21 protein-coding genes are annotated in these 18,589 nt (G+C 62.0%); 10 read left to right on the top strand and 11 right to left on the bottom strand.

Annotation, left to right across the window (positions count from 1 at the left end):
- Window positions 1-98: 98 nt before the first annotated feature.
- From ABID19_RS04525 to ABID19_RS04510, 4 genes are all read right to left on the bottom strand, one after another.
- Entirely contained in the window at window positions 99-1,121 is a 1,023-nt protein-coding gene (locus tag ABID19_RS04525) for a LacI family DNA-binding transcriptional regulator (protein WP_354488349.1), read from the bottom strand.
- 68 nt (window positions 1,122-1,189) lie between these two features.
- Complete coding sequence (locus tag ABID19_RS04520) at window positions 1,190-1,984, bottom strand: ATP-binding cassette domain-containing protein (RefSeq protein WP_354488347.1); 795 nt, start codon at window positions 1,982-1,984, stop codon at window positions 1,190-1,192.
- A 3-nt stretch (window positions 1,985-1,987) separates the two neighbouring features.
- Window positions 1,988-2,974, bottom strand: a complete 987-nt coding sequence (locus ABID19_RS04515; protein WP_354488345.1) for an ABC transporter permease — start codon at window positions 2,972-2,974, stop codon at window positions 1,988-1,990.
- 119 nt (window positions 2,975-3,093) lie between these two features.
- Entirely contained in the window at window positions 3,094-4,026 is a 933-nt protein-coding gene (locus ABID19_RS04510) for a substrate-binding domain-containing protein (protein WP_354488343.1), read from the bottom strand.
- A 459-nt stretch (window positions 4,027-4,485) separates the two neighbouring features.
- Here ABID19_RS04510 and ABID19_RS04505 point away from each other — a divergent pair, with 459 nt between their 5' ends.
- Window positions 4,486-5,406 (top strand): LysR family transcriptional regulator, encoded by a 921-nt coding sequence (locus ABID19_RS04505; RefSeq protein WP_354488342.1) that lies wholly within the window; start codon window positions 4,486-4,488, stop codon window positions 5,404-5,406.
- Between the two features lie 42 nt (window positions 5,407-5,448).
- On the opposite strand, the gene ABID19_RS04500 is transcribed toward ABID19_RS04505, so the two are convergent.
- The 3 genes from ABID19_RS04500 to ABID19_RS04490 form a co-directional block, all read right to left on the bottom strand.
- Window positions 5,449-6,438, bottom strand: a complete 990-nt coding sequence (locus ABID19_RS04500) for an MBL fold metallo-hydrolase (protein ID WP_354488340.1) — start codon at window positions 6,436-6,438, stop codon at window positions 5,449-5,451.
- A gap of 231 nt (window positions 6,439-6,669) precedes the next feature.
- Window positions 6,670-7,827: a fumarylacetoacetate hydrolase family protein gene (locus ABID19_RS04495; protein ID WP_354488338.1), complete on the bottom strand. Its 1,158-nt coding sequence runs from the start codon at window positions 7,825-7,827 to the stop codon at window positions 6,670-6,672.
- Window positions 7,828-8,068: 241 nt separating this feature from the next.
- A complete protein-coding gene (locus ABID19_RS04490; protein ID WP_354488336.1) occupies window positions 8,069-8,761 on the bottom strand; it encodes a FadR/GntR family transcriptional regulator in 693 nt (230 codons plus the stop codon).
- A gap of 178 nt (window positions 8,762-8,939) precedes the next feature.
- Between ABID19_RS04490 and ABID19_RS04485 the strand changes: the two genes are divergently transcribed.
- The 7 genes from ABID19_RS04485 to ABID19_RS04455 are packed head-to-tail and all read left to right on the top strand — an operon-like array spanning window position 8,940 to window position 15,554.
- The gene (locus ABID19_RS04485) at window positions 8,940-9,935 is read left to right on the top strand and encodes an ABC transporter substrate-binding protein (RefSeq protein ID WP_354488334.1); all 996 of its coding nucleotides are present in this window, start codon (window positions 8,940-8,942) and stop codon (window positions 9,933-9,935) included.
- A gap of 12 nt (window positions 9,936-9,947) precedes the next feature.
- Window positions 9,948-10,775: an ABC transporter permease gene (locus ABID19_RS04480; protein WP_354488332.1), complete on the top strand. Its 828-nt coding sequence runs from the start codon at window positions 9,948-9,950 to the stop codon at window positions 10,773-10,775.
- 1 nt (window position 10,776) lies between these two features.
- Window positions 10,777-11,580 carry an ABC transporter ATP-binding protein gene (locus ABID19_RS04475; protein ID WP_354488331.1) on the top strand — a complete coding sequence of 268 codons (804 nt, stop codon included), beginning with the start codon at window positions 10,777-10,779 and terminating at the stop codon, window positions 11,578-11,580.
- A gap of 6 nt (window positions 11,581-11,586) precedes the next feature.
- Window positions 11,587-12,342: an ABC transporter permease gene (locus ABID19_RS04470; RefSeq protein WP_354488329.1), complete on the top strand. Its 756-nt coding sequence runs from the start codon at window positions 11,587-11,589 to the stop codon at window positions 12,340-12,342.
- Window positions 12,343-12,344: 2 nt separating this feature from the next.
- Complete coding sequence (locus ABID19_RS04465; protein WP_354489455.1) at window positions 12,345-13,043, top strand: fumarylacetoacetate hydrolase family protein; 699 nt, start codon at window positions 12,345-12,347, stop codon at window positions 13,041-13,043.
- Window positions 13,036-14,568, top strand: a complete 1,533-nt coding sequence (locus ABID19_RS04460; RefSeq protein WP_354488328.1) for an acyl--CoA ligase — start codon at window positions 13,036-13,038, stop codon at window positions 14,566-14,568. Before ABID19_RS04465 ends, ABID19_RS04460 begins: the two co-directional genes overlap by 8 nt.
- A complete protein-coding gene (locus tag ABID19_RS04455) occupies window positions 14,568-15,554 on the top strand; it encodes a 2-dehydropantoate 2-reductase (protein ID WP_354488326.1) in 987 nt (328 codons plus the stop codon). The genes ABID19_RS04460 and ABID19_RS04455 overlap by 1 nt, the downstream gene beginning before the upstream one ends.
- 11 nt (window positions 15,555-15,565) lie before the next feature.
- Here ABID19_RS04455 and ABID19_RS04450 read toward each other — a convergent pair whose 3' ends face one another.
- Complete coding sequence (locus ABID19_RS04450; RefSeq protein WP_354488324.1) at window positions 15,566-15,973, bottom strand: type II toxin-antitoxin system VapC family toxin; 408 nt, start codon at window positions 15,971-15,973, stop codon at window positions 15,566-15,568.
- Window positions 15,970-16,236 carry an AbrB/MazE/SpoVT family DNA-binding domain-containing protein gene (locus tag ABID19_RS04445; protein WP_354488322.1) on the bottom strand — a complete coding sequence of 89 codons (267 nt, stop codon included), beginning with the start codon at window positions 16,234-16,236 and terminating at the stop codon, window positions 15,970-15,972. Before ABID19_RS04445 ends, ABID19_RS04450 begins: the two co-directional genes overlap by 4 nt.
- A gap of 194 nt (window positions 16,237-16,430) precedes the next feature.
- Between ABID19_RS04445 and ABID19_RS04440 the strand changes: the two genes are divergently transcribed.
- Complete coding sequence (locus tag ABID19_RS04440) at window positions 16,431-17,066, top strand: 2'-5' RNA ligase family protein (RefSeq protein WP_354488321.1); 636 nt, start codon at window positions 16,431-16,433, stop codon at window positions 17,064-17,066.
- Window positions 17,067-17,078: 12 nt separating this feature from the next.
- Here the strand turns inward: ABID19_RS04440 and ABID19_RS04435 are convergent, their stop codons facing one another.
- Both ABID19_RS04435 and ABID19_RS04430 read right to left on the bottom strand, forming a co-directional pair.
- Window positions 17,079-17,558 carry an SRPBCC family protein gene (locus ABID19_RS04435; RefSeq protein ID WP_354488319.1) on the bottom strand — a complete coding sequence of 160 codons (480 nt, stop codon included), beginning with the start codon at window positions 17,556-17,558 and terminating at the stop codon, window positions 17,079-17,081.
- Entirely contained in the window at window positions 17,555-17,914 is a 360-nt protein-coding gene (locus ABID19_RS04430; protein ID WP_354488317.1) for an ArsR/SmtB family transcription factor, read from the bottom strand. Before ABID19_RS04430 ends, ABID19_RS04435 begins: the two co-directional genes overlap by 4 nt.
- Before the next feature lie 173 nt (window positions 17,915-18,087).
- Here ABID19_RS04430 and ABID19_RS04425 point away from each other — a divergent pair, with 173 nt between their 5' ends.
- Complete coding sequence (locus ABID19_RS04425; RefSeq protein ID WP_354488315.1) at window positions 18,088-18,444, top strand: ArsC family reductase; 357 nt, start codon at window positions 18,088-18,090, stop codon at window positions 18,442-18,444.
- Window positions 18,445-18,589 lie beyond the last annotated feature (145 nt).

The raw sequence follows: 18,589 nt of genomic DNA, 5'->3' as shown, positions 1-18,589 counted from the left end.
TGATTCGGCAACAACGAAAGATGCATGGCAGATGTGCAGATTTGCGGTATCAACCGAATTTTAACCATCGGGCAGAGTGGCCGTTGCCTTGCGCGGGGTCACTGGACCGGGACGTTTTCCCTAAAGATCAGGCGCGGCTCGATGAATTTCCTGGTCAGATAGGGCGCCGATGACGCGATCGAGCCGAGCAGGCGAATGACCGACTGCTCGGCAATCAGCCGCGCGTTCTGGTCGATGACGACGTCGAGCAGATCATCGACGAGATAGCCGCGTGTTGCCCGTGTAAGGTCGTGGCAGATGAACACCGGCCTCCTTTGCGGCTTGGCTTCCAGCAGCGCTTTCGCCACCCCGGAACGTCCGGCACCGACGCAGTAGATGCCGAGCAGCTCCGGCTCGTTGTGCAGCGCCTTCATCGTCGCGGTGTAGCTGATATCAGGCTCGTCGTTGATCTCGACGGCGCTGGTGACGGTCAGATTGGGGAATTCCTCGCTGAGCACGGATCGAAAGCCCATTTCGCGTTCCTCATGCCCGCGATAGGAGCGTGAGCCGACGACCATTGCCAGATGGCCCGGGCGCCCACCCAGGAAACGTCCCATCAACAGCGCGGCGGTGCGCCCGGCCACACGGTTGTCAATGCCGACATAGGCGGATCGCGGCGCGCCCGGCACGTCGGAGACCAGCGTGACCAGGCGGATGCCGGCCTCGACGATCTCGCGCAGGATGTTGCGCGTTCTCGGATGATCGATCGCGATGACGCCAACGCCGTTCGCCCTAAGCGAGAGGTTTTCGACGGCCGATTGCAACGCGCTCGGCGAGATGCCGGCGAGCTCGTGGATCCGGCAGGAGGCGACGAGCGGCAGTCGCGCCGCATAGTCCTCGATATGACTTGCCAGATCCATCATGAAGGCATTGGAGCCGATCGGCAGGAAGAACTCGAGATGCGCTGGCCGCGAGGGCAGCACGACCTGATCCACGACCGGCAAATAGCCGAGCTGCTTGGCCGCCTCCATCACCCGCTGCCGGTTGGCAGCACTTGCGCCCGGCCGGTTGTTCAGCACCCGGTCGACCGTCGCGGTCGACAGCCCGCAGCTTCTGGCGATATCCGCAACGGTGGCTTTCATGGTCGCAGTCATAGGAGCTGATGTGATCCCGTGCCAGAGATACAGCCAACCGGCTTGCGCCTGGCCGCTTAGCCCGGCGATTGCTTCCCCTGCACGATGGCTTCGTGGATCTGCTCGTCGGACATGCCGGTGATGATCCGTTCGACCTCAGCGACGCTGGTGTTCTTCGGGTCGATGTCGTCGGCGACCACCTTGCCGCGGCGCATGACGACGATGCGGTCGACCACCTGGAAGACGTGATGGATATTATGGGCGATGAAGATGCAGGAATGGCCCGAATCGCGGGCGCTGCGCACGAAGCTCAGCACGCCTTGCGTCTCGGCGACGCCTAGATTGTTGGTCGGCTCGTCGAGGATGATGAGGTCGCTGTCGAAATGCATGGCGCGCGCGATCGCCACGGCCTGCCGCTCGCCGCCGGAGAGCGAGCCGATCGGCGTGGTCGGCGGAATGTTCTTCGAGATCCCGACCTGCTTGAGCAGGTCGCGGGCGACAACGTTCATCGCCTCCTGGTCCATGCGGTTGAGGAAACGCGGCGGCTTGATCGGCTCGCGCCCAAGGAACAGGTTGCGCGCGATCGACAATTGCGTGACCAGTGCCGAGTCCTGGTAGATCGTCTCGATACCGTGGGCGATGGCATCGCTGGTGCTGCGCAGGTCCACCTTCTTGCCGCGGATGAAGATATCGCCGCTGGTCAGCGGAACCGCACCCGACAGGACCTTGATCAGCGTCGATTTGCCGGCGCCATTGTCGCCGAGCAGACCGACGATCTCCCTTTCGTTGACATGGAAATTGGCGTCCACGAGCGCCTGCACGCGGCCGTAGGACTTGCGGATGTTTTCCATGCGGACAAGCGGTTCAGCCATGGTTCAAGTCCCCGCCTGATGCCGGCGTTCCAGCCATGAGTGAAGCGCCATCATGCCGAGGATGATTGCGCCGATGAAGATGTTGTAGGCAAGGCCCGGCACGCCGATCAGCACGATGCCGTTGCGCATGACGCGCAGGATCAGGATGCCGAGCACGGTGCCGATGATGGTGCCGCGACCGCCGGTCAGCGCGGTACCACCGATCACTACCATGGCGATCACTTCGAGCTCGTAGCCGGTGCCACTGTTGGGATTGGCCGCCGAGGTGCGCAGTGAGCTGATCACGCCGGCAAGCGAAGCCATGACCGACGACAGGATGAACAGGCCGATCTTGACGCCGCTGACGTTGACGCCGCGCGCCCTCGCTGCCTGGGGGTTGCCGCCTGCCGCCTGGATCCAGTTGCCGGTCCGGCTCTGCGTCAGCACGTAGCCGAGTGCGATTGCCGCGGCGATGAACCAGAACAGCGACATGTAGATGCGGAACGGCCCGATGAAGAAATCACCGACCAGCACCTCGGCGAGCCAGCTGCCTTCGGCGCTCCAGGTGCGCTGCGGAAATCCGTTGGTGACGAACAGGGCGGTGCCGCGCACCACCAGCAGCATGCCGAGCGTCACCAGGAAGGACGGGATCTTGAGCTGCGTCACGAACCAGCCATTGACCAGCCCGATGAGCGCGGCAACCAGCAAGGCCACGACGAAGCCGGCTTCCAGCGAGGTGAGGCCGCTGTTGAAAAGCGTCCACATCAAGACAGGCGAGAAACCGAACAGCGAGCCGACCGAGAGGTCGAATTCGCCCGATGTCATCAGCAGCGTCATCGCCAGCGCAATCAGGCCGAGCTCGACGGTGAAGGCCAGTATATTGCTGATGTTCTGCGGCGACAGGAAGTCGTGGTTGAACCCCCAGAACACGGCGAGCTCGACGACAAGCAGCACGAAGGGCCCGAATTCCGGCCTGGCGATCGAGCGTTGGATGATGGAACTGTTTTCCACGTTGGACCCGCGACATGGTTGGAACTGGCCAAGCCCGGCACCGCAGGACGCGCTTTCGGGCTCGGCGGGATGAAGGAGATGATCGCGGCAGTCGTGCCGCGATCATCCCGATCGCGGTGTTATTTCCCGGACAGGATGTCGTCGTAGACCTGTGCGGTGTCCTTTTCGTAGAGCGCGCCGGTGATCACGTCGAAGCCGGGGGGAATGCCGCTGGCGGCCATGTTGGCGAGCGAAAGCGCCACATAGCTGGTCGCCTGCGGATCCTGCCACTGCCCGGCATTGACGTAGCCGGTCAGCACCTCCTGGGTGGTGTCGAGCGAGTTGCCCCAGCCGACGACAGGGATTTCGCCCGGCTTGATGCCAGCCTGGTCGAACACCCGCTTGATCGAGCCGGTCACCAGATCGCCGAGACCGATGATCGCCTTGACCTTGGCCCGGTTGGCGGTGAGATAGTCGACCATGCGGTTGATCGCTTCGGCCTGATCGAGCGTGGCTTCGGTGATCTCGTAAGTGATGCCGAGCGGCTCGAACACGCTCTTGATGCCCTCTTCTTCCTGGACACCATAGGTGGCGCCCGGGATTTCGACCGGCATCCAGACGAAATCGCCCTTCTTCACCAGGCCCTTGTCGACCAGATACTGCGCCCAGTTCTTGCCGAAGGTGACGTTGTCGCCGCCGACATAGGCGTTGAAGTCCGCCTTCGGATCGGGCGTGTTGAAGTTGATGATCGGGATGTTCGCCGCCCGTGCTTCCTTAGCGAGCTCGATAAGGCTGCCCGGGTCGGGGCTGGTGGTGGTGATGCCGTCGGCCTTCGCAGCGATGGCCGCGCGAACCGCCTCCTGCTGGGACGCCACGTCGCCATTGTGGAACGAGGTGTTGACGGTGTTGCCGGTGTCCGTCGCCCACTGCTTGGCGCCGGCGAGGAAGTAGGTCCAGACCGGGTCGGCCGGCCCGCCATGCGAAATCCAGTAGAAGGTCTTGGCCTGCGCCGCCGCCGGAATGGCCAGCGCCACTATCAAGCCGAATACAAATAGTCGTAGCTTTGTCAGCATTTGATTTCCTCCCATTTTGAAAACTGCCTCCACCTCCGACGACGATCAGGCAAATCCTGATCGCATTCTTGCCAGCGCCGATCTGGATGCATCAGAGCATCCGCTTTTTCGACATATGGCAAGCCTCCATTTGCCAGTGGTAGTTGGCGCAACCCGAGGCGCCATCAGCAGTCCCATCAGATTGCATCAGTTTGGCTGATATTTTCCAGGCAGTTGGCTCCTCGAAATTTCATTGGGGGCAAGGTCTGTCCTGCGCGGATCAGGATGAGCACAGCGGTCCGAGCGGGCAAACGTCCCAACCGAGCTTCGGCAATCGACCCTGAGCGCTATGCTTGTAGCAGATGATGAGCCTCCATCGGGTGGATAGAACTGGGCAGCGCTTTGCCTGGAAGCCAACAGTGCGATACGAGGAGCCTCGGCAGCGGGTCCATGCTGTCTTAACCTGAGGGACGAGCTCAATTGCGCGAACGTTTGCTCGAGATCGACGGGGGGCTGCTCCTAACCCTCGATGCTCTCCTGAAGGAACTGAACGTCACCCATGCCGCAGCTCGGCTCGGCATCACGCAACCTGCTCTTTCCGCTCGTTTGCTTCGGCTGCGGCAGTTGTTTGGCGACCAACTCTTGATCCCGGCATCATCCGGCCGCGGGATGGTGCCGACACCGCACGCCGCCGCGCTCCAGCCCGAACTCGCCAAGCTGATCGAACGATTGCGCGAGTTCGCCAACGTGGCGCAGTTCTTCGATCCCGCCACCAGCCGCCGCGTCTTCCGGATCGCCGCAACGGACAATCCGGCGGCCATCCTCGCACCGGAGCTCATCCCTTTCCTGAAGGCGAAGGCACCTCACATCCGCCTCGCTTTTGTACTTCCGGACAAGGCTCGGATCGCCGCTCACCTCGAGCAGGGTGACATCGACCTCTTCATCGGCGCGGCCGAGGATGTGGCGGGTGGACTGATCGGAAGGACGCTGTTCGACGAAGCGTTCGTCACGGCACAGCGCAAGGATCATCCAAGGGGTAGCAAGCCTTTCGATCTGGATGAATTCTGCTCGCTTGACCACCTCCTGATTTCGACCAGCGGAGGCAGCTTCTCCGGCATGATCGACGAGGCGCTGGCCGCCCTCGGACGTGAGCGTCGGGTCTCGGTCTCTATCCAGAGCTATGCGCTTGCCCCCTTGGTGCTGATGGGCAGCGACTGCATCTGCACCCTGCCGCGCCGTTTCCTGCAGCGCTTCACCACGTCGCTCGATCTCTTCGAGCCTCCCCTGGCCCTCGCCAAGTTCCAGATGTCCGCATTTTGGCATCAGCGCATGAGCGGCGATCCCGCTCATGGCTGGCTGCGTGAACAGGTGTTTCAGACGGCGCGGGCCCAAGGCCGCTAAGCGGGCCTGGTGATCGCTTGCCCCTGCAGCCTCGGTCCTTGGCTACAGCCCTTGGCTTCCTTGCCGGTTTCGGTACTCGGCTGGATGCCAGGTGAACGAGCCGCCGCCCTCGGCGCGGATGTGCCCGACGCCGGGAAATGGAAGATGAGGCGCGGCAACGAGTTGGCGAGCGTCTGCGAAGGACGCGAAGGTCTTCTCCCGCACTGCTGCCGCCTCTCCCGGGTTAACGTCGTATAAGATGGTGACAGCAGGATCGGGAAACTGCACGGCCGCGACGTGGATGACGTCGCCGATAAATGCGATCGAATGCCCCTTGCTTGATACCGTGAAAAAGGCACTACCCGGCGTGTGACCGGGATGCAGCGTCGCCACGATTCCCGGGAGGATTGTTTGGTTGTCGGAGAACGTCCTCACCTTGCCCGCCCGCTGATAGACGCCGATCGTCTTTTCGGCTTCGTCGAAGTACTGGCGGGCGTAGCCTGTTTTTTCCGAGTTCGACGCGTCCAGGAAGAAGGTGAGATCGGGTGCTCCGACGTGAACCGTTGCATTGACGAACACGGGCTTGCCGTCAGCGACAAGGCCGCCCGTATGGTCGGTGTGGATATGAGTGATGAGGATGTCGGTGATATCCTGCGGCATGACACCGATGCTGGCGAGGCTGTCGCGCAGCTTCCCGCCGTAGCCTGGGCCGAAGAGTTGCCCCGAACCTGTGTCGACAAGGGTTAGCCGCGCGCCGTCCCGGATCAGGAAGGCGTTGATGGAAGCTTCCACCGGATTGGACAAGAAGGCGTGGTTGAGGTGCTCGTCGACCTCCTGAGGTGAGGTCCCTGTCAGGAGGGCGTGCAGGTCCTGCGGAACGGTACCGTCGGACAAAGCAACGATGCCAAGGTCGCCGAGCGGAAACGTGTAGGTATCAGTGGTCTGCGAGTAAGCCCCAGTGGGGCTAGGTGCCGCGCTCTCGGAAAAAGCCGGCACGGCCGCGCCGAGGAGCAGGCTTATGGCGGTCGAGGCGAAAAGGATACGCAAGGTCATGATTGCTGAGGTCCTGGTTGTGATTGTCGGTGGACCTTGCTTACGGCTTGTGCGTTTCTGATTGAAATTCGATAGCTGGATCGGACCTATCGACGAGCCTTATACCTCTCGAAGCGAAGACCTCGCGTGGAGTCCCACATCGGCCTGAAGAATTCAGAACCGATAGGTTAGACCGCTCTGGACCGCATTGGTGCTGGTTTGCTGGCCAACTGGATGATTAATGGTCCTGTCTCAGATGAGGTCGGCCTTGGCGAGGTCGCGCATCAGATGGCTGGCGCCGTAGGTCCAATGCGGACAGTCCGGCGACAGCCGCACGCGGTTGACCAGCGCGCCGAATTTCTCCGATGAGATGGTGACGATGTCGCCGATTTTATGCGTAAAACCCTTGCCCTTTTCGCCACGGTCCTTCGACGGCACGAACATGGTGCCGAGATAAAGCGCCAGTCCGTCGGGATATTGGTGATGCGGCCCCATCGCGGCGGCGACCAGTTCCTCCGGCGAACGGCTGATCTCGGCCATCGAGCTGGCGCCCTCCAGCGAAAATCCGTCTTCGCCCTCGACCTTCAGGCGCACGATGGCCTGCTTTACGTCGTCGATGGAAAATGTCGCGTCGAACAGCCGGATGAATGGTCCAAGCGAGGCTGAGGCATTATTGTCCTTCGCCTTGCCGAGCAGCAGCGCCGAGCGCCCTTCGACATCGCGCAGATTGACGTCGTTGCCGATTGTTGCGCCGACGATCTTGCCGCTGCTGGCCGCGATCATCGCGATCTCGGGTTCGGGGTTGTTCCATGTCGACACCGGATGCAGGCCGACATCGGCGCCGAAGCCGACCGAGGCCATCGGCTGGCATTTGGTGAAGATCTCGGCGTCGGGGCCGATGCCCACTTCCAGATACTGCGACCAGGCGCCGCGCTGGATCAGCTTGGCCTTGATCTCCATCGCTTCGGGCGAGCCGGGCTTGAGCTTCGACAGATCATGGCCGATCAGCCCGGCGATATCGGCGCGAATGGCGTCCGCCTTCTCGGCCGAGCCGCGCGCCTGCTCCTCGATGACCCGTTCGAGCAGGCTGACGACAAAGGTGACGCCCGATGCCTTGATAGCCTGCAGGTCGACCGGAGAAAGCAGGTATGGTTTTTCCGGATCGCGCGCGGCCTGGAAACTGTTGGCGGCGATTGCGTCAAGCGACCCGATCGGTTCGCCCCTGGCAGCGTGGACGTAGCCTGCCGGATCCGGCATCTCGCAGACGTCGCGCACGGTTGGTGCCATGCTCGATGTGATGTCGAAGATGGTGCCGTCGCGAACAGTGACCACCAGCGGGTACGATGCATCGCTGGCCCTGGCGCGGCCGATGAAAAGGCCCTCGGCGGGCAGGTGCGTCGGGTTGGTCATGGTTCAAAACTCCTCTATGTCTCGTCCTGCCGCGACGGTCTTTCCCGGCCGTGCGGCTCGATCGCACCGGCCTGGTCGGTATCGGCGCGGCACTTTCAACAAATTCCGTCGAAAGGTCTATCCCGTCCTTGAGCCGGGCGCCGCTATCCGGCGCTGCTGTGCCCCTGGACCCCAATCGAGTGCGATGTGCCCCAATGGAGAGGCGGAGATGTCCGTTCAAAACCATTGAGGCGCGGCTCGGCTATTCGGCGGCTTCGCGTACGGGGATCAAGCGCCTCTCGACCTGCTGGAGATGCAGGCGCATCGCCGTCGCCGCGCCGCCGAGGTCGCGCTCGGCGATCGCTTCGACGATCCGTTCATGGTCGGCAAAGCTGTGATGGTCTGCCGGAGGGCGGGCGCCTTCTGAGCGAAGACGTCCCCAGACGACGGTTCGGCGCACGGCGTTGAGCACATCGAACAGGCCGAGCAGCACATTGTTGCGGCTCGCCTGCGCAATCTGCCGGTGGAGCAGATTGTCGATATTCTCGTATTGCCGCCATGTGACGGCTTCCCGCGTCTGCACCAGCGATTGCCGCATCGAGGCGATATCCGAAAGCGTTGCGTGCAGCGCCGCTTCGCGCGCAATCTCGGGCTCGATGATGAGGCGCGCGCGCATCACGTCGGCCGGATTGGTGCGCCCGGCGATTTCCGAAATCCCGATCGTCTCCTCGACTGGTCCGCTGCCGACGAAAGTGCCCCTGCCAACATGACGCCAGATGCGGCCGTCCTTCTCGAGCACCGCCAGCGCCTTGCGCAGATCGCCGCGCGATACGCCGAGGCTCTCGGACAATTCGCGCTCGGCAGGCAGCCGCGTCTCACCGGCATGGTCCATCTGGGCAAGATAGGCCTGAAGCTGAACCAGGGCGGCGTGACCGCCATTTCCGGCATCGTCCATTAATTTAACCAATTCGCCTAAGATTTCCCTTTGCTGGTGTTAAAACGATTAGCGTAAACCGTCAACTGCCGAGTTTTCTGGGCCATCGTGTCCGAGATGGTGCAGTTTCTCCTTGACCAATTCGCCCCTTAGCCTTAACCAATCAAGGCAATGGTTACAAAAAACGGGAGGAATGACAATGGCCAGCATCACCAGACGTATCATCCTTGCCACCGCTTTTGCTGCGGCCCTGGCATGTGCAATGCCCTTGTCGGCCGCAAACGCAGGTGACATGCGCATCGCATTCGGCGACCTTCCGGGTATAGAATCCATCCAGACACTCGCCGCGATAGAGCGCGCCAAGGAACGCGGCGTGAATGTCGAGCTCATTGTTCTCAATGACGAGGATCTGGCAGCCCAGGCCATTGTCGGCGGCCAGGCCGATGTTGGCATCGGCGCGCCCTATACTCTTATCCAGAAGGTGGGTGTGCCGATCCGCATCTTTGCGCAGATATCCACGCTGCGCTTCTTTCCTGTCGTCAACAGCGAATTCTACAAGGAATGGAAGGATCTCGACGGGCAGGAAGTCGCCGTTCAGGCGCGCGGTTCCGGCACCGAGGCGGTCATGCTGCTGATGGCGAAGAACCACGGCATCAAGCTCGGCAACATCAGCTATGTCCCGGGTTCCGAGGTTCGCCGCAATGCGCTGCTCCAGGGAACGCTGAAGGCGTCGATCGTCGATGCCGCCAACAGGCGCGCGCTCGAGGCCGAAGCTCCCGGCAAGTTCATCGTCTTGCCGGTCGAGGATCTCGGCGCCTCGGACGAAGCGCTTTTCGCGACCGCAGACTATCTGAAGAACAACGCCGCCGATGTCGATATCCTGGTCGAGGAACTGATGAAGACCGCGCGCGAAATCACCGCGAACCCGGCGGTGCCGGTCGAGCTCCGCAACAAGTACAAATTGCTGCCGGATCTCGGCGCGGAAGCGGATGGCGAAATCACCGAATACTACAAGGAAACTGCGAAAGCCGGCAGCCTCGCGCTGAATGGCGGCGGAGCGGATGCGGCCGCCGACGACTTCGCCTTCTTCAGCCTTGCCGGGCAGATCGAAGGCGATCCCGCAGGCCTCAAGGTCGAGGACTTCTGGGATGTCTCCGCACTCGACCGTGCTGTCGCCAAGCTCGGCAAGAAATAGGCGGCCTGCCTGATGGCCGTAAGCATCAGAACCGACGGCGAGGCTGCCAGCCTCGCTCCTCTTTCCAACCGCAGTGCAACGGGCGCGTCGTGGGACCAGCCGATCCTGCTCAGGCTCGTGTCGATCGTCCTGTTCGCAGGGGTTTGGGAAGTGGCCGGGCGCATTCCCGTCAGCTTCGCCTTCCCGACTTTTTCCGACACGATCATCGCGTTTTTCGGACTACTCGCCGATGGCAGCCTGGCAACTGCCTACCTTTCGACACTGCAGCCGCTGGTGCTCGGCGTCGTCCTGTCGGCGTTCCTGGGTGTCGGTCTCGGCACGATCTGCGGCTTGTGGCGCACCGGCGAATGGCTGGTGATTCCCGTGTTCATCGTGCTTCAGGCTGCACCCGTCGCCGCCTTCATTCCGATGGTTACCTTCGTCTACGGCATCGGCATGACCGCCAAAACGCTCGCCGTCATGATCCTGGCGCTGCCGGTCATCGTTCTCAACACCTACAAGGCCGTTCGCAACGTTAACGAGTCGCTGCTCGTCATGTGCCGATCGTTCCTGGGCACACGCTGGCAGACCATCGCCAAGATCATTCTCCCGGATGCCAGCCCGGTAATTTTTGCCGGCTTGCGCCTCGGCGTCGCTGCCGGCTTCGTCGGCGTGGTGCTCGCCGAACTGCTGATCACCCCGACCGGCATCGGCGATCTCATCACCTTCCACCGCTCGCGCGCAGATTACGCCGAGATGTATGCAACAATCGCCTCGATCATTGCGCTTTCAACCCTGACGCTCGTCTTTCTGCAGTGGGTGGAAGTCCGTGTTTTCAGGCCCGAGAGTAGAGGTGCTTAACATGGGCGCGACCGCATTGCGAAATGGACCGTCGCCGGTTCCCGCACCGATCGATTCAATCGTGGAAGTGAGAGGAATTTCCAAGACCTACGGCAATGTCGAAGCCTTGCGCGGCATCGATCTCGACTTTCCCAGGGGCAAGCTGACAAGCCTTCTCGGACCCAGCGGTTGCGGAAAGACGACGCTGTTGAAGATCATAGCGGGGCTGATACGGGCCGATGGCGGCACCGTCGCGATCAACGGCAAGCGCGTCAGCGCACCTGGCCCCGAACGCGCTTTCGTGTTCCAGGATTTTGCGCTGATGCCTTGGGCGACGGTGACGCGCAACGTGGCCTTCGGGCTGGAATTGCGCGGCACCAACAAGGCCGAGCGCGAGGAGACCGCCCGCCGCTACATCGCCGAAGTCGGCCTCGCCGGCTTCGAGGACAAATATCCGCACGAGCTGTCGGGCGGCATGCGCCAGCGCGTCGGCCTGGCGCGGGCCTTGTCAGTCGATGCCGACGTCCTGCTCCTCGATGAACCGTTTTCGGCGGTCGACGAGCAGAACCGGCGCAAGTTCCAGGAAGACCTGATCAGGCTGCGCACCAACCAGAACAAGACCTTCATCTTCGTGACGCATTCTATCGAGGAGGCGGTCTACATCTCCGACCGCATCGTGTTGCTGTCGCCGAGACCCGGCCGGGTTTCGCAGATCATCGAACCGGCAATCGACCGCTCCGGCGACCCGGAGCGCATTCATCGCGACAGGCACTATCTCGATACGGTCGACGAGATCTGGCAGGGGCTGAAGCAGTATGTGGAGTGACCGGCCATGACCTTGTTTGGCTACCGAGTACCAATGATGGCGTCCCTGCTCGTCTGGTGCGTCGTATGGGAAGTCGTCGGCCGGCTGGACCTTATCTTTCTGCTGCCGCCGTTTAGCGACGTGCTGGCTGCAGCGTTCAACCTCGTGCAGACCTCGTCCTGGCAGAGCGCGACGGTCACGACCCTTCGCGCCTTCGCCATGGGCATGGTCCTGTCGATCGTCATCGGCGTGCCTCTGGGCATCCTGATGGGACGCGTCAAGATCGCCGACGATCTGCTCGGCATGTGGGTCAACATCTTTTCAAGCGCACCGCTCTCGGCCATCGTCCCGGTGCTGATGATCCTGTTCGGCTTCGGCGAGAAGACGATCGTTGCGGCGGTGTTCCTGTTTGCGATCTGGATCATCGTTCTCGACACCCGCGCCGGGGTCCGCCATATCTCGCCGTCGCTGATCGAAATGGCGCGTTCCTATGGCGCCTCACGCCCGGCGCTCTATACCAAGATCATCCTGTGGGCGGCACTTCCGGAAATCCTTGCCGGCATCCGCCTCGGCCTCATCCGCGGCGTCAAGGGCGTCGTCATCGGCCAGTTGCTCGTCGCCATCGTCGGTTACGGTGCGCTGTTCGAGACCTTCTCGCGAAATTTCCGCATGGCCGAATTCTGGGCCTTGACCATCATCCTTTTTGCCTTCGCCCTGCTGATCGCCGAACTGATCGAGAGGGCCGAAGCCAAAGTCGAATACTATGCAGGAGCAAGACAGTGAACATGCACGGCACGACCTCAAGCTACGTCATCGAACCGACCGCAATCCCGGGCATTCCGGTGGCGGGAACCGACAAGATGTTTCCGGTGCACCGGGTCTATTGCGTCGGGCGGAACTACGCCGCGCATGCCGTCGAGATGGGACACGACCCCAACAAGGAGCCGCCGTTCTTCTTCCAGAAGAACCCCGACAACCTCAATGTCAGCGGAGAATTTCCATATCCCCCGGCCTCCAACGATGTCCATCACGAGATCGAAATGGTCGTGGCGCTGAAAAGCGGCGGTACGGATATCGCGGTCGAAAGGGCTCTGGACTGCGTGTTCGGTTATGGCGTAGGCCTCGACATGACGCGGCGCGACCTGCAAGGTAAGGCGAAGGACATGGGCCGTCCATGGGAGGTCGGCAAGGCCTTCGAGGCGTCGGCGCCATGCACGCCGTTGGTTCCGGCAAGCTCGATCGGTCATCCAAACCAGGGCGCGATTTGGCTGGACGTCAATGGCGGGCGCAAACAGACCGGCGACCTCAACCAGATGATATGGAAAGTTCCGGAAATGATCAGCTATCTCTCAGGCCTTTTCACGCTGATGCCCGGGGACATCATTCTTTCCGGCACGCCGGCGGGCGTCGGCGCGGTCATTCGCGGCGATGTTCTTCGCGGTCATATCGATGGCGTCGGCGACCTAGAGGTTCGCGTTGTCTGAAGCGTCGATCATTGAACGGCTTGCCGCCGGAGCGGATGATGCGCCGGCGATTTCGGCACCCGACAGGATTACGCTGACTCATGGCGGACTGCGCCGCCTGATCTCCGAAACGGCAGCGCAGCTCAATGCAATGGGCCTCGGCCGTGGCGACCGGGTGGCCATCGTGCTGCCGAACGGGCCGGAGATGGCGACTGCCTTTGTAGCGGTGGCCGCGGCGGCGTCCACGGCGCCGCTCAACCCGGCCTACCGGGCCGACGAGCTCGATTTTTATCTCTCCGACATCGGTGCCAACGCAATCCTGGTCGCCGAGGACGAAAGCGGCCCGGCGGTCGCGGTTGCCGAGCGTCTCGGCATAGCTGTGCTGAGGCTGGTCGCGCGGCGTGACGCGCCAGCCGGCAGTTTTGAGGTCGAGGGCAAACCGGTTGGTCCGTCTGTTTCGCCCGGCCTGGCTGAGGACGGCGACATCGCGCTGTTGCTGCACACCTCAGGCACCACGTCACGACCCAAGCTGGTGCCGCTCAGCCACGCCAATCTCGCCGCCTCGGCCGCCCATATTGGCGCCACGCTCGGCCTGACATCAGGTGATCGCTGCCTAAACATCATGCCGCTGTTCCATATCCATGGGCTGATCGCGGCGGTGCTGTCTTCGCTTGCATCAGGTGGCAGCGTCTTCTGCACGCCGGGCTTCAACGCGCTGCGCTTCTTCCATTGGCTGGGCGAGGCACGGCCGAGCTGGTACACGGCGGTGCCAACCATGCATCAGGCGATCCTGCCGCGCGCGGCGCGCAATGGCGAGGCGCTGGCGATAGCGCCTCTCCGCTTCATTCGCTCGTCCTCGGCATCGTTGCCGGCGCAGGTGATGGCCGAGCTCGAAGCGACTTTTGGCTGCCCGGTGATCGAATCCTACGGCATGACCGAGGCCGCGCACCAGATGGCCTCGAACCGGTTGCCGCCGGGTCTGCGCAAGCCGGGCAGCGTCGGCGCCGCTGCCGGACCGGAGGTGGCGGTGATGGCGCCGGACGGGCAATTGCTGAAGCCCGGTGAAACCGGCGAGATCGTCATTCGCGGACCCAATGTCACGACGGGCTACGAGAAGAATCCGGACGCTAATGCCACCGCCTTCGCGCATGGCTGGTTTCACACCGGCGACCAGGGCGTGCTCGACGAAGACGGCTATCTGCGCGTCACCGGCCGGCTCAAGGAGATCATCAACCGCGGCGGCGAGAAAATCTCGCCGCTCGAGGTCGACGACGTGCTGATGGACCATCCGGCGGTGGCGCAGGTCGTCACCTTCGCCACGCCACACGACAAGCTCGGTGAGGAGGTCGCGGCGGCGATCGTGCTGCGCGAAGGCATGGCCGCCACCGAAGGCGATATTCGCAGCTTTGCCGCGATGCGGCTTGCCGACTTCAAGGTGCCGCGCATTGTCCTGATCCTGGACGAAATCCCGAAAGGCGCGACGGGCAAGCTGCAGCGCATCGGTCTCGCGACCAAACTCGGTCTTGCCAAACCCGGGTTGGGATAATGACGCGGATCACCATTTTTGGCGCCGGCGCGATCGGCGGCTATCTCGCGGCCAAACTGGCCATGGCCGGCCGAGTCGATCTGTCGATCGTCGCGCGCGGCGCGCATCTCGACGCGATCAGGGCGAACGGGCTTCGCCTGATCGAAGACGGTCATGAATCCATCGCCTCTGTCAGGGCCGCCGCGCAGGCGCAGGAACTGGGCGTCCAGGACTATGTCGTGCTGGCGCTCAAGGCCCATTCGGTCGCACCAGCGCTCGACCAAATCGCGCCGCTGCTGGGCGAGGGGACAGCCGTCGTCACCATGCAGAATGGCGTGCCGTGGTGGTACTTCCACAAGATCGGTGGGCCGCTCGACGGCACGCGGTTGCAAGCGGTGGATCCCGGCGGGGTGATCTGGGACCGGCTTGGGCCTGATCGCGTCATCGGCTCGGTCGTCTACCCCGCTGCCGAGGTAGATGCGCCCGGCCTAGTCCGCCATATCGAGGGAAAACGCTTCTCGCTTGGTGAGCCCTCGGGCGAGAGGAGCGAGCGTGTCACCCGGCTTGCCGAAGAAATGGTAGCGGCGGGGCTGCAGGTGCCGGTTCGCGACGACATTCGCGGCGAAATCTGGGTGAAGCTCTGGGGTAATCTCTCCTTCAACCCGATTTCTGCGCTGACCGGCAGCACGCTTGCGGCAATCGCTGCCGACGAGGCAACCCGCACGCTTGCCCGCGCCATGATGCTGGAAGCGCAGGCGATCGGCGAAAGCCTCGGCGTCCGTTTCCCGATATCGGTCGACCGCCGCATCAAGGGGGCCGGCGACGTCGGCGAGCACAAGACCTCGATGCTGCAGGATCTGGAGCGCGGCCGACCGATGGAGATCGATGCGCTGGTGACGGCGGTCCAGGAGCTTGGCCGGCTGACTGGCCAGCCGACGCCCACCGTCGACAATGTGCTGGCGCTGGTGCGCCGCCTCGCCATCGAGCGCGGCTGCTATCTGACGTAAGACATGGGTCATCAGACGCTCGCCTTTAGGAGACGGGCCGAATGCCCTTGTGAAGAAAGAAGCTTCACGGCTTTTCTGTCAAAGGAAACGAAGACTTCCCCACCTAGCCAGCTACCATCATAGGCAATCACACCATCAGCAAAATCACCACCAGCATCAAGGACCGATAGACCAGCTTCAACTGCGGGCCGATTGACCACGACATTTTCCGTATTCAGCAAGGCACGGATCGCGGCTGAAATGTCCTCACCAGCAGTCTTATATTGGCGGGCCAAGACCCACGTGAATTCACAGAGGGATTGTAAGCTTACAGCCACGATTTCAGCGGTTGCCAGCAACTCGACAGCGGCACTCGCCTGCTTGGCATCGTCCGCCACATAGGCGCGGAGCAGAACATTCGTATCAGCCGTGATCTTCATTCCTTGCCGGCCCCGGCGGCCGCACCAGCCTCGGCAATTCCCTCATTGATTTCCTCAATAGTGAGAACCTGGCCATTCGTCTTCCCTTTCAGGAAGCCATGAAGGTCGCGAAACGATCCCCTCGGCCGCGATGCTTTTAGCTCTGCCCGACCATCCGGTAGCAAATCCAGTTCAATTTTTTCTCCCGGCTTGATGCCCAGGTGTTGGAGCACATCTTTCCGAAAAGTGACCTGCCCCCGTGCCGTTACGGTCAGTGTCGTCATCGTAGAATCTCCCGATTGGCTAACCCTGAAACGTAATGCAAAAGTGCATTACATTCAAGTGTCGGCCTTGCCGGCCATCCGCGTGTGGGCCGGCCCATCGAACCAATTTGCAGGCGCCTCCGCATTTTTCCGTTTAATTTGTTCCGTCTTTGTTCTAAAAATCGTCGGACACAAAATGCCGGACGGGATCAGCCATGAACGAGCTGCCTTCATTCGGAATCGGCAAGAACGGCCAGACTTTCTTCCGCTGGGACGAGCCGGACCAGCGGCGCAACGATCGGCTGTTTTTCGCCGTTCTTTTGGAAAGCGCGATCGCTACACCGCTGGCGCTGAAGGCGGCTGGCTGGCAACGTGAGTTGGGCCTGCGCGGCAAGCTCAATCCGGCAAAGCAGTTGCATATCTCGCTGTTTGGGCTCGGCGATCATGACGGATTGCCAATGTCGCTTGTGGAAGCCGCCTGCCGCGCCGGCGGCCTCGTTCAGGCAGCATCGTTCGACGTCTCCTTCGATCGCCTGTCGGCCTTCGGCGGCGGCGCCTTGGTGCTGCGCGGCAGCGACGGCATCCCAGCATTGCAAACCTTTTGGCGCAGCCTCGCCGCTACGCTCTCCGACAGCCCGCTGAAGCACTTCGTGGCGAATTCCTTCGAACCTCATGTCACCTTGCTGCGCGACAGGACGCGTATCGCGAAGCCAGGCGAACGGGTCATCGAACCGATCCGCTGGACGGTGCGGGACTTTATGCTCATCCACAGTTTCTTGGGGCAGGGCCGGTATCAACTCTATGGCCGCTGGCAATTGAGCGACCAGGACGACGCCCTGGCCGCCATGTGAGAAAACGCGGTGTCAGATCGTCTTGACGTATTGCGCAAGCTGGTCGGCCACGGTGCCCCAGCCATCGAAAAAGCCCATCTCCTCGTGGTTGTTGCGCGTGGCTTCGTCGCGGTGGATGGCGGTCGCGGTGTAGCGCGTCGCCTTGCCTTCCGGCTGCAATGATATGACCGCTGTGATGAATGGGTCTCCCGACGGCCGATAGCCAGGCAGCAGCGCATCGGTCCATACCAGCCGCTCGTTCGGCACGATGTCGAGATAGCAGCAATGGCGGTCGTTTACCTCCTTGCCGTCCGGCGACTGCATGCGGGTCCTGAACAGGCCGCCGGGCCGAAGATCGATCTCGCAATCCGTGATGGTCCACGGCCTCGGTGTGAACCATTGGCGGACATGCTCGGGCTTGGTGTAGGCGGTCCAGAGCAGTTCTCGTGGCGCGTCGACGACGCGTTCGAGAACGAGGTCCAGTCTGGGGTCCGGTTTGAACACGATGCTCATATATCTTTCTCCTTGAGTGTCATGACGTAGGCGTCGAATTGGTCGAGGCGGCGCTCCCACAGCGCACGCTGCTCTGCCAGCCAATTTTCCGCGAGCTTCAGCGGCTCGGGCGCAAGCCGGTAGGTCCTGACGCGGCCGGCTTTTTCGGAATGCACCAGCCCGCAGCCTTCCAGCACCTTGAGATGCTCGATGAAGGAGGGCAGGGCCATGTCGAATGGCTGCGCAAGCTCGCTGACCGAGGCGGGGCTTCTGTTCAGCCGCTCGACAACCCGGCAGCGCGTCGGATCGGAAAGCGCGCGGAAGATGCCGTCTATCGGCGGGATGCTAGCGGTCTGTGGGCTTGTTGAAACGGTCACGTCGTTCTCGCGCCTCTGATCATGGCCAAAGCTGGTTCGGAAAATACTTAGGAAAATCCCTTAGTGTTTGCAAGCGCAAAATTCGAAGATGCTGGCGGTGCCGCTGGCAAAGTGGGACGTGCGGTTTTAGGGTGCGGTCGGAATCGACAAGCGATCAGCCCGAAGGCAAAATTTTGACCATCACGATGTACGGCATCACCAATTGCGATACGATCAAGAAGGCGCGTGTCTGGCTGGAAAGCCACGACGTCGCCTATCGCTTTCACGATTACAGGGTCGAAGGGTTGGACGCTGACCGGCTGGACGAATGGTCCGGCAAGGTTGGCTGGGAAATCCTGCTCAACAAGGCGAGCACGACGTTTCGCGAGCTGTCCGACAAGGACAAGCTGAACCTCGACGAGAAGAAAGCCAAGGCGCTGATGCTGACCAAGCCGACGATGATCAAGCGGCCGGTGCTGGAGATCGGCAACCGCATACTGGTTGGCTTTAAGCCTGATGTCTATCAGCAGGCGGTAGGCGGGTTGAAGTAGGCGTAGCCGGGGCGGCAACGCTTTTCACAAGCTCGCTATTTTCATGACGACTAGGGTCTGTACTCAATTAGGATTCCCGCCAGCGCAGAGTTGTGATTCAAGGCTTCCGAATCGAGTGGAGGCATTGATGCGGAAGCAGCTCTAT

This window comes from Mesorhizobium robiniae, assembly GCF_040545535.1.
GTDB lineage: Bacteria > Pseudomonadota > Alphaproteobacteria > Rhizobiales > Rhizobiaceae > Mesorhizobium > Mesorhizobium robiniae.
Note: the sequence above shows the minus strand (reverse complement) of the source record. Positions and strands in the feature narration are given on the sequence as shown.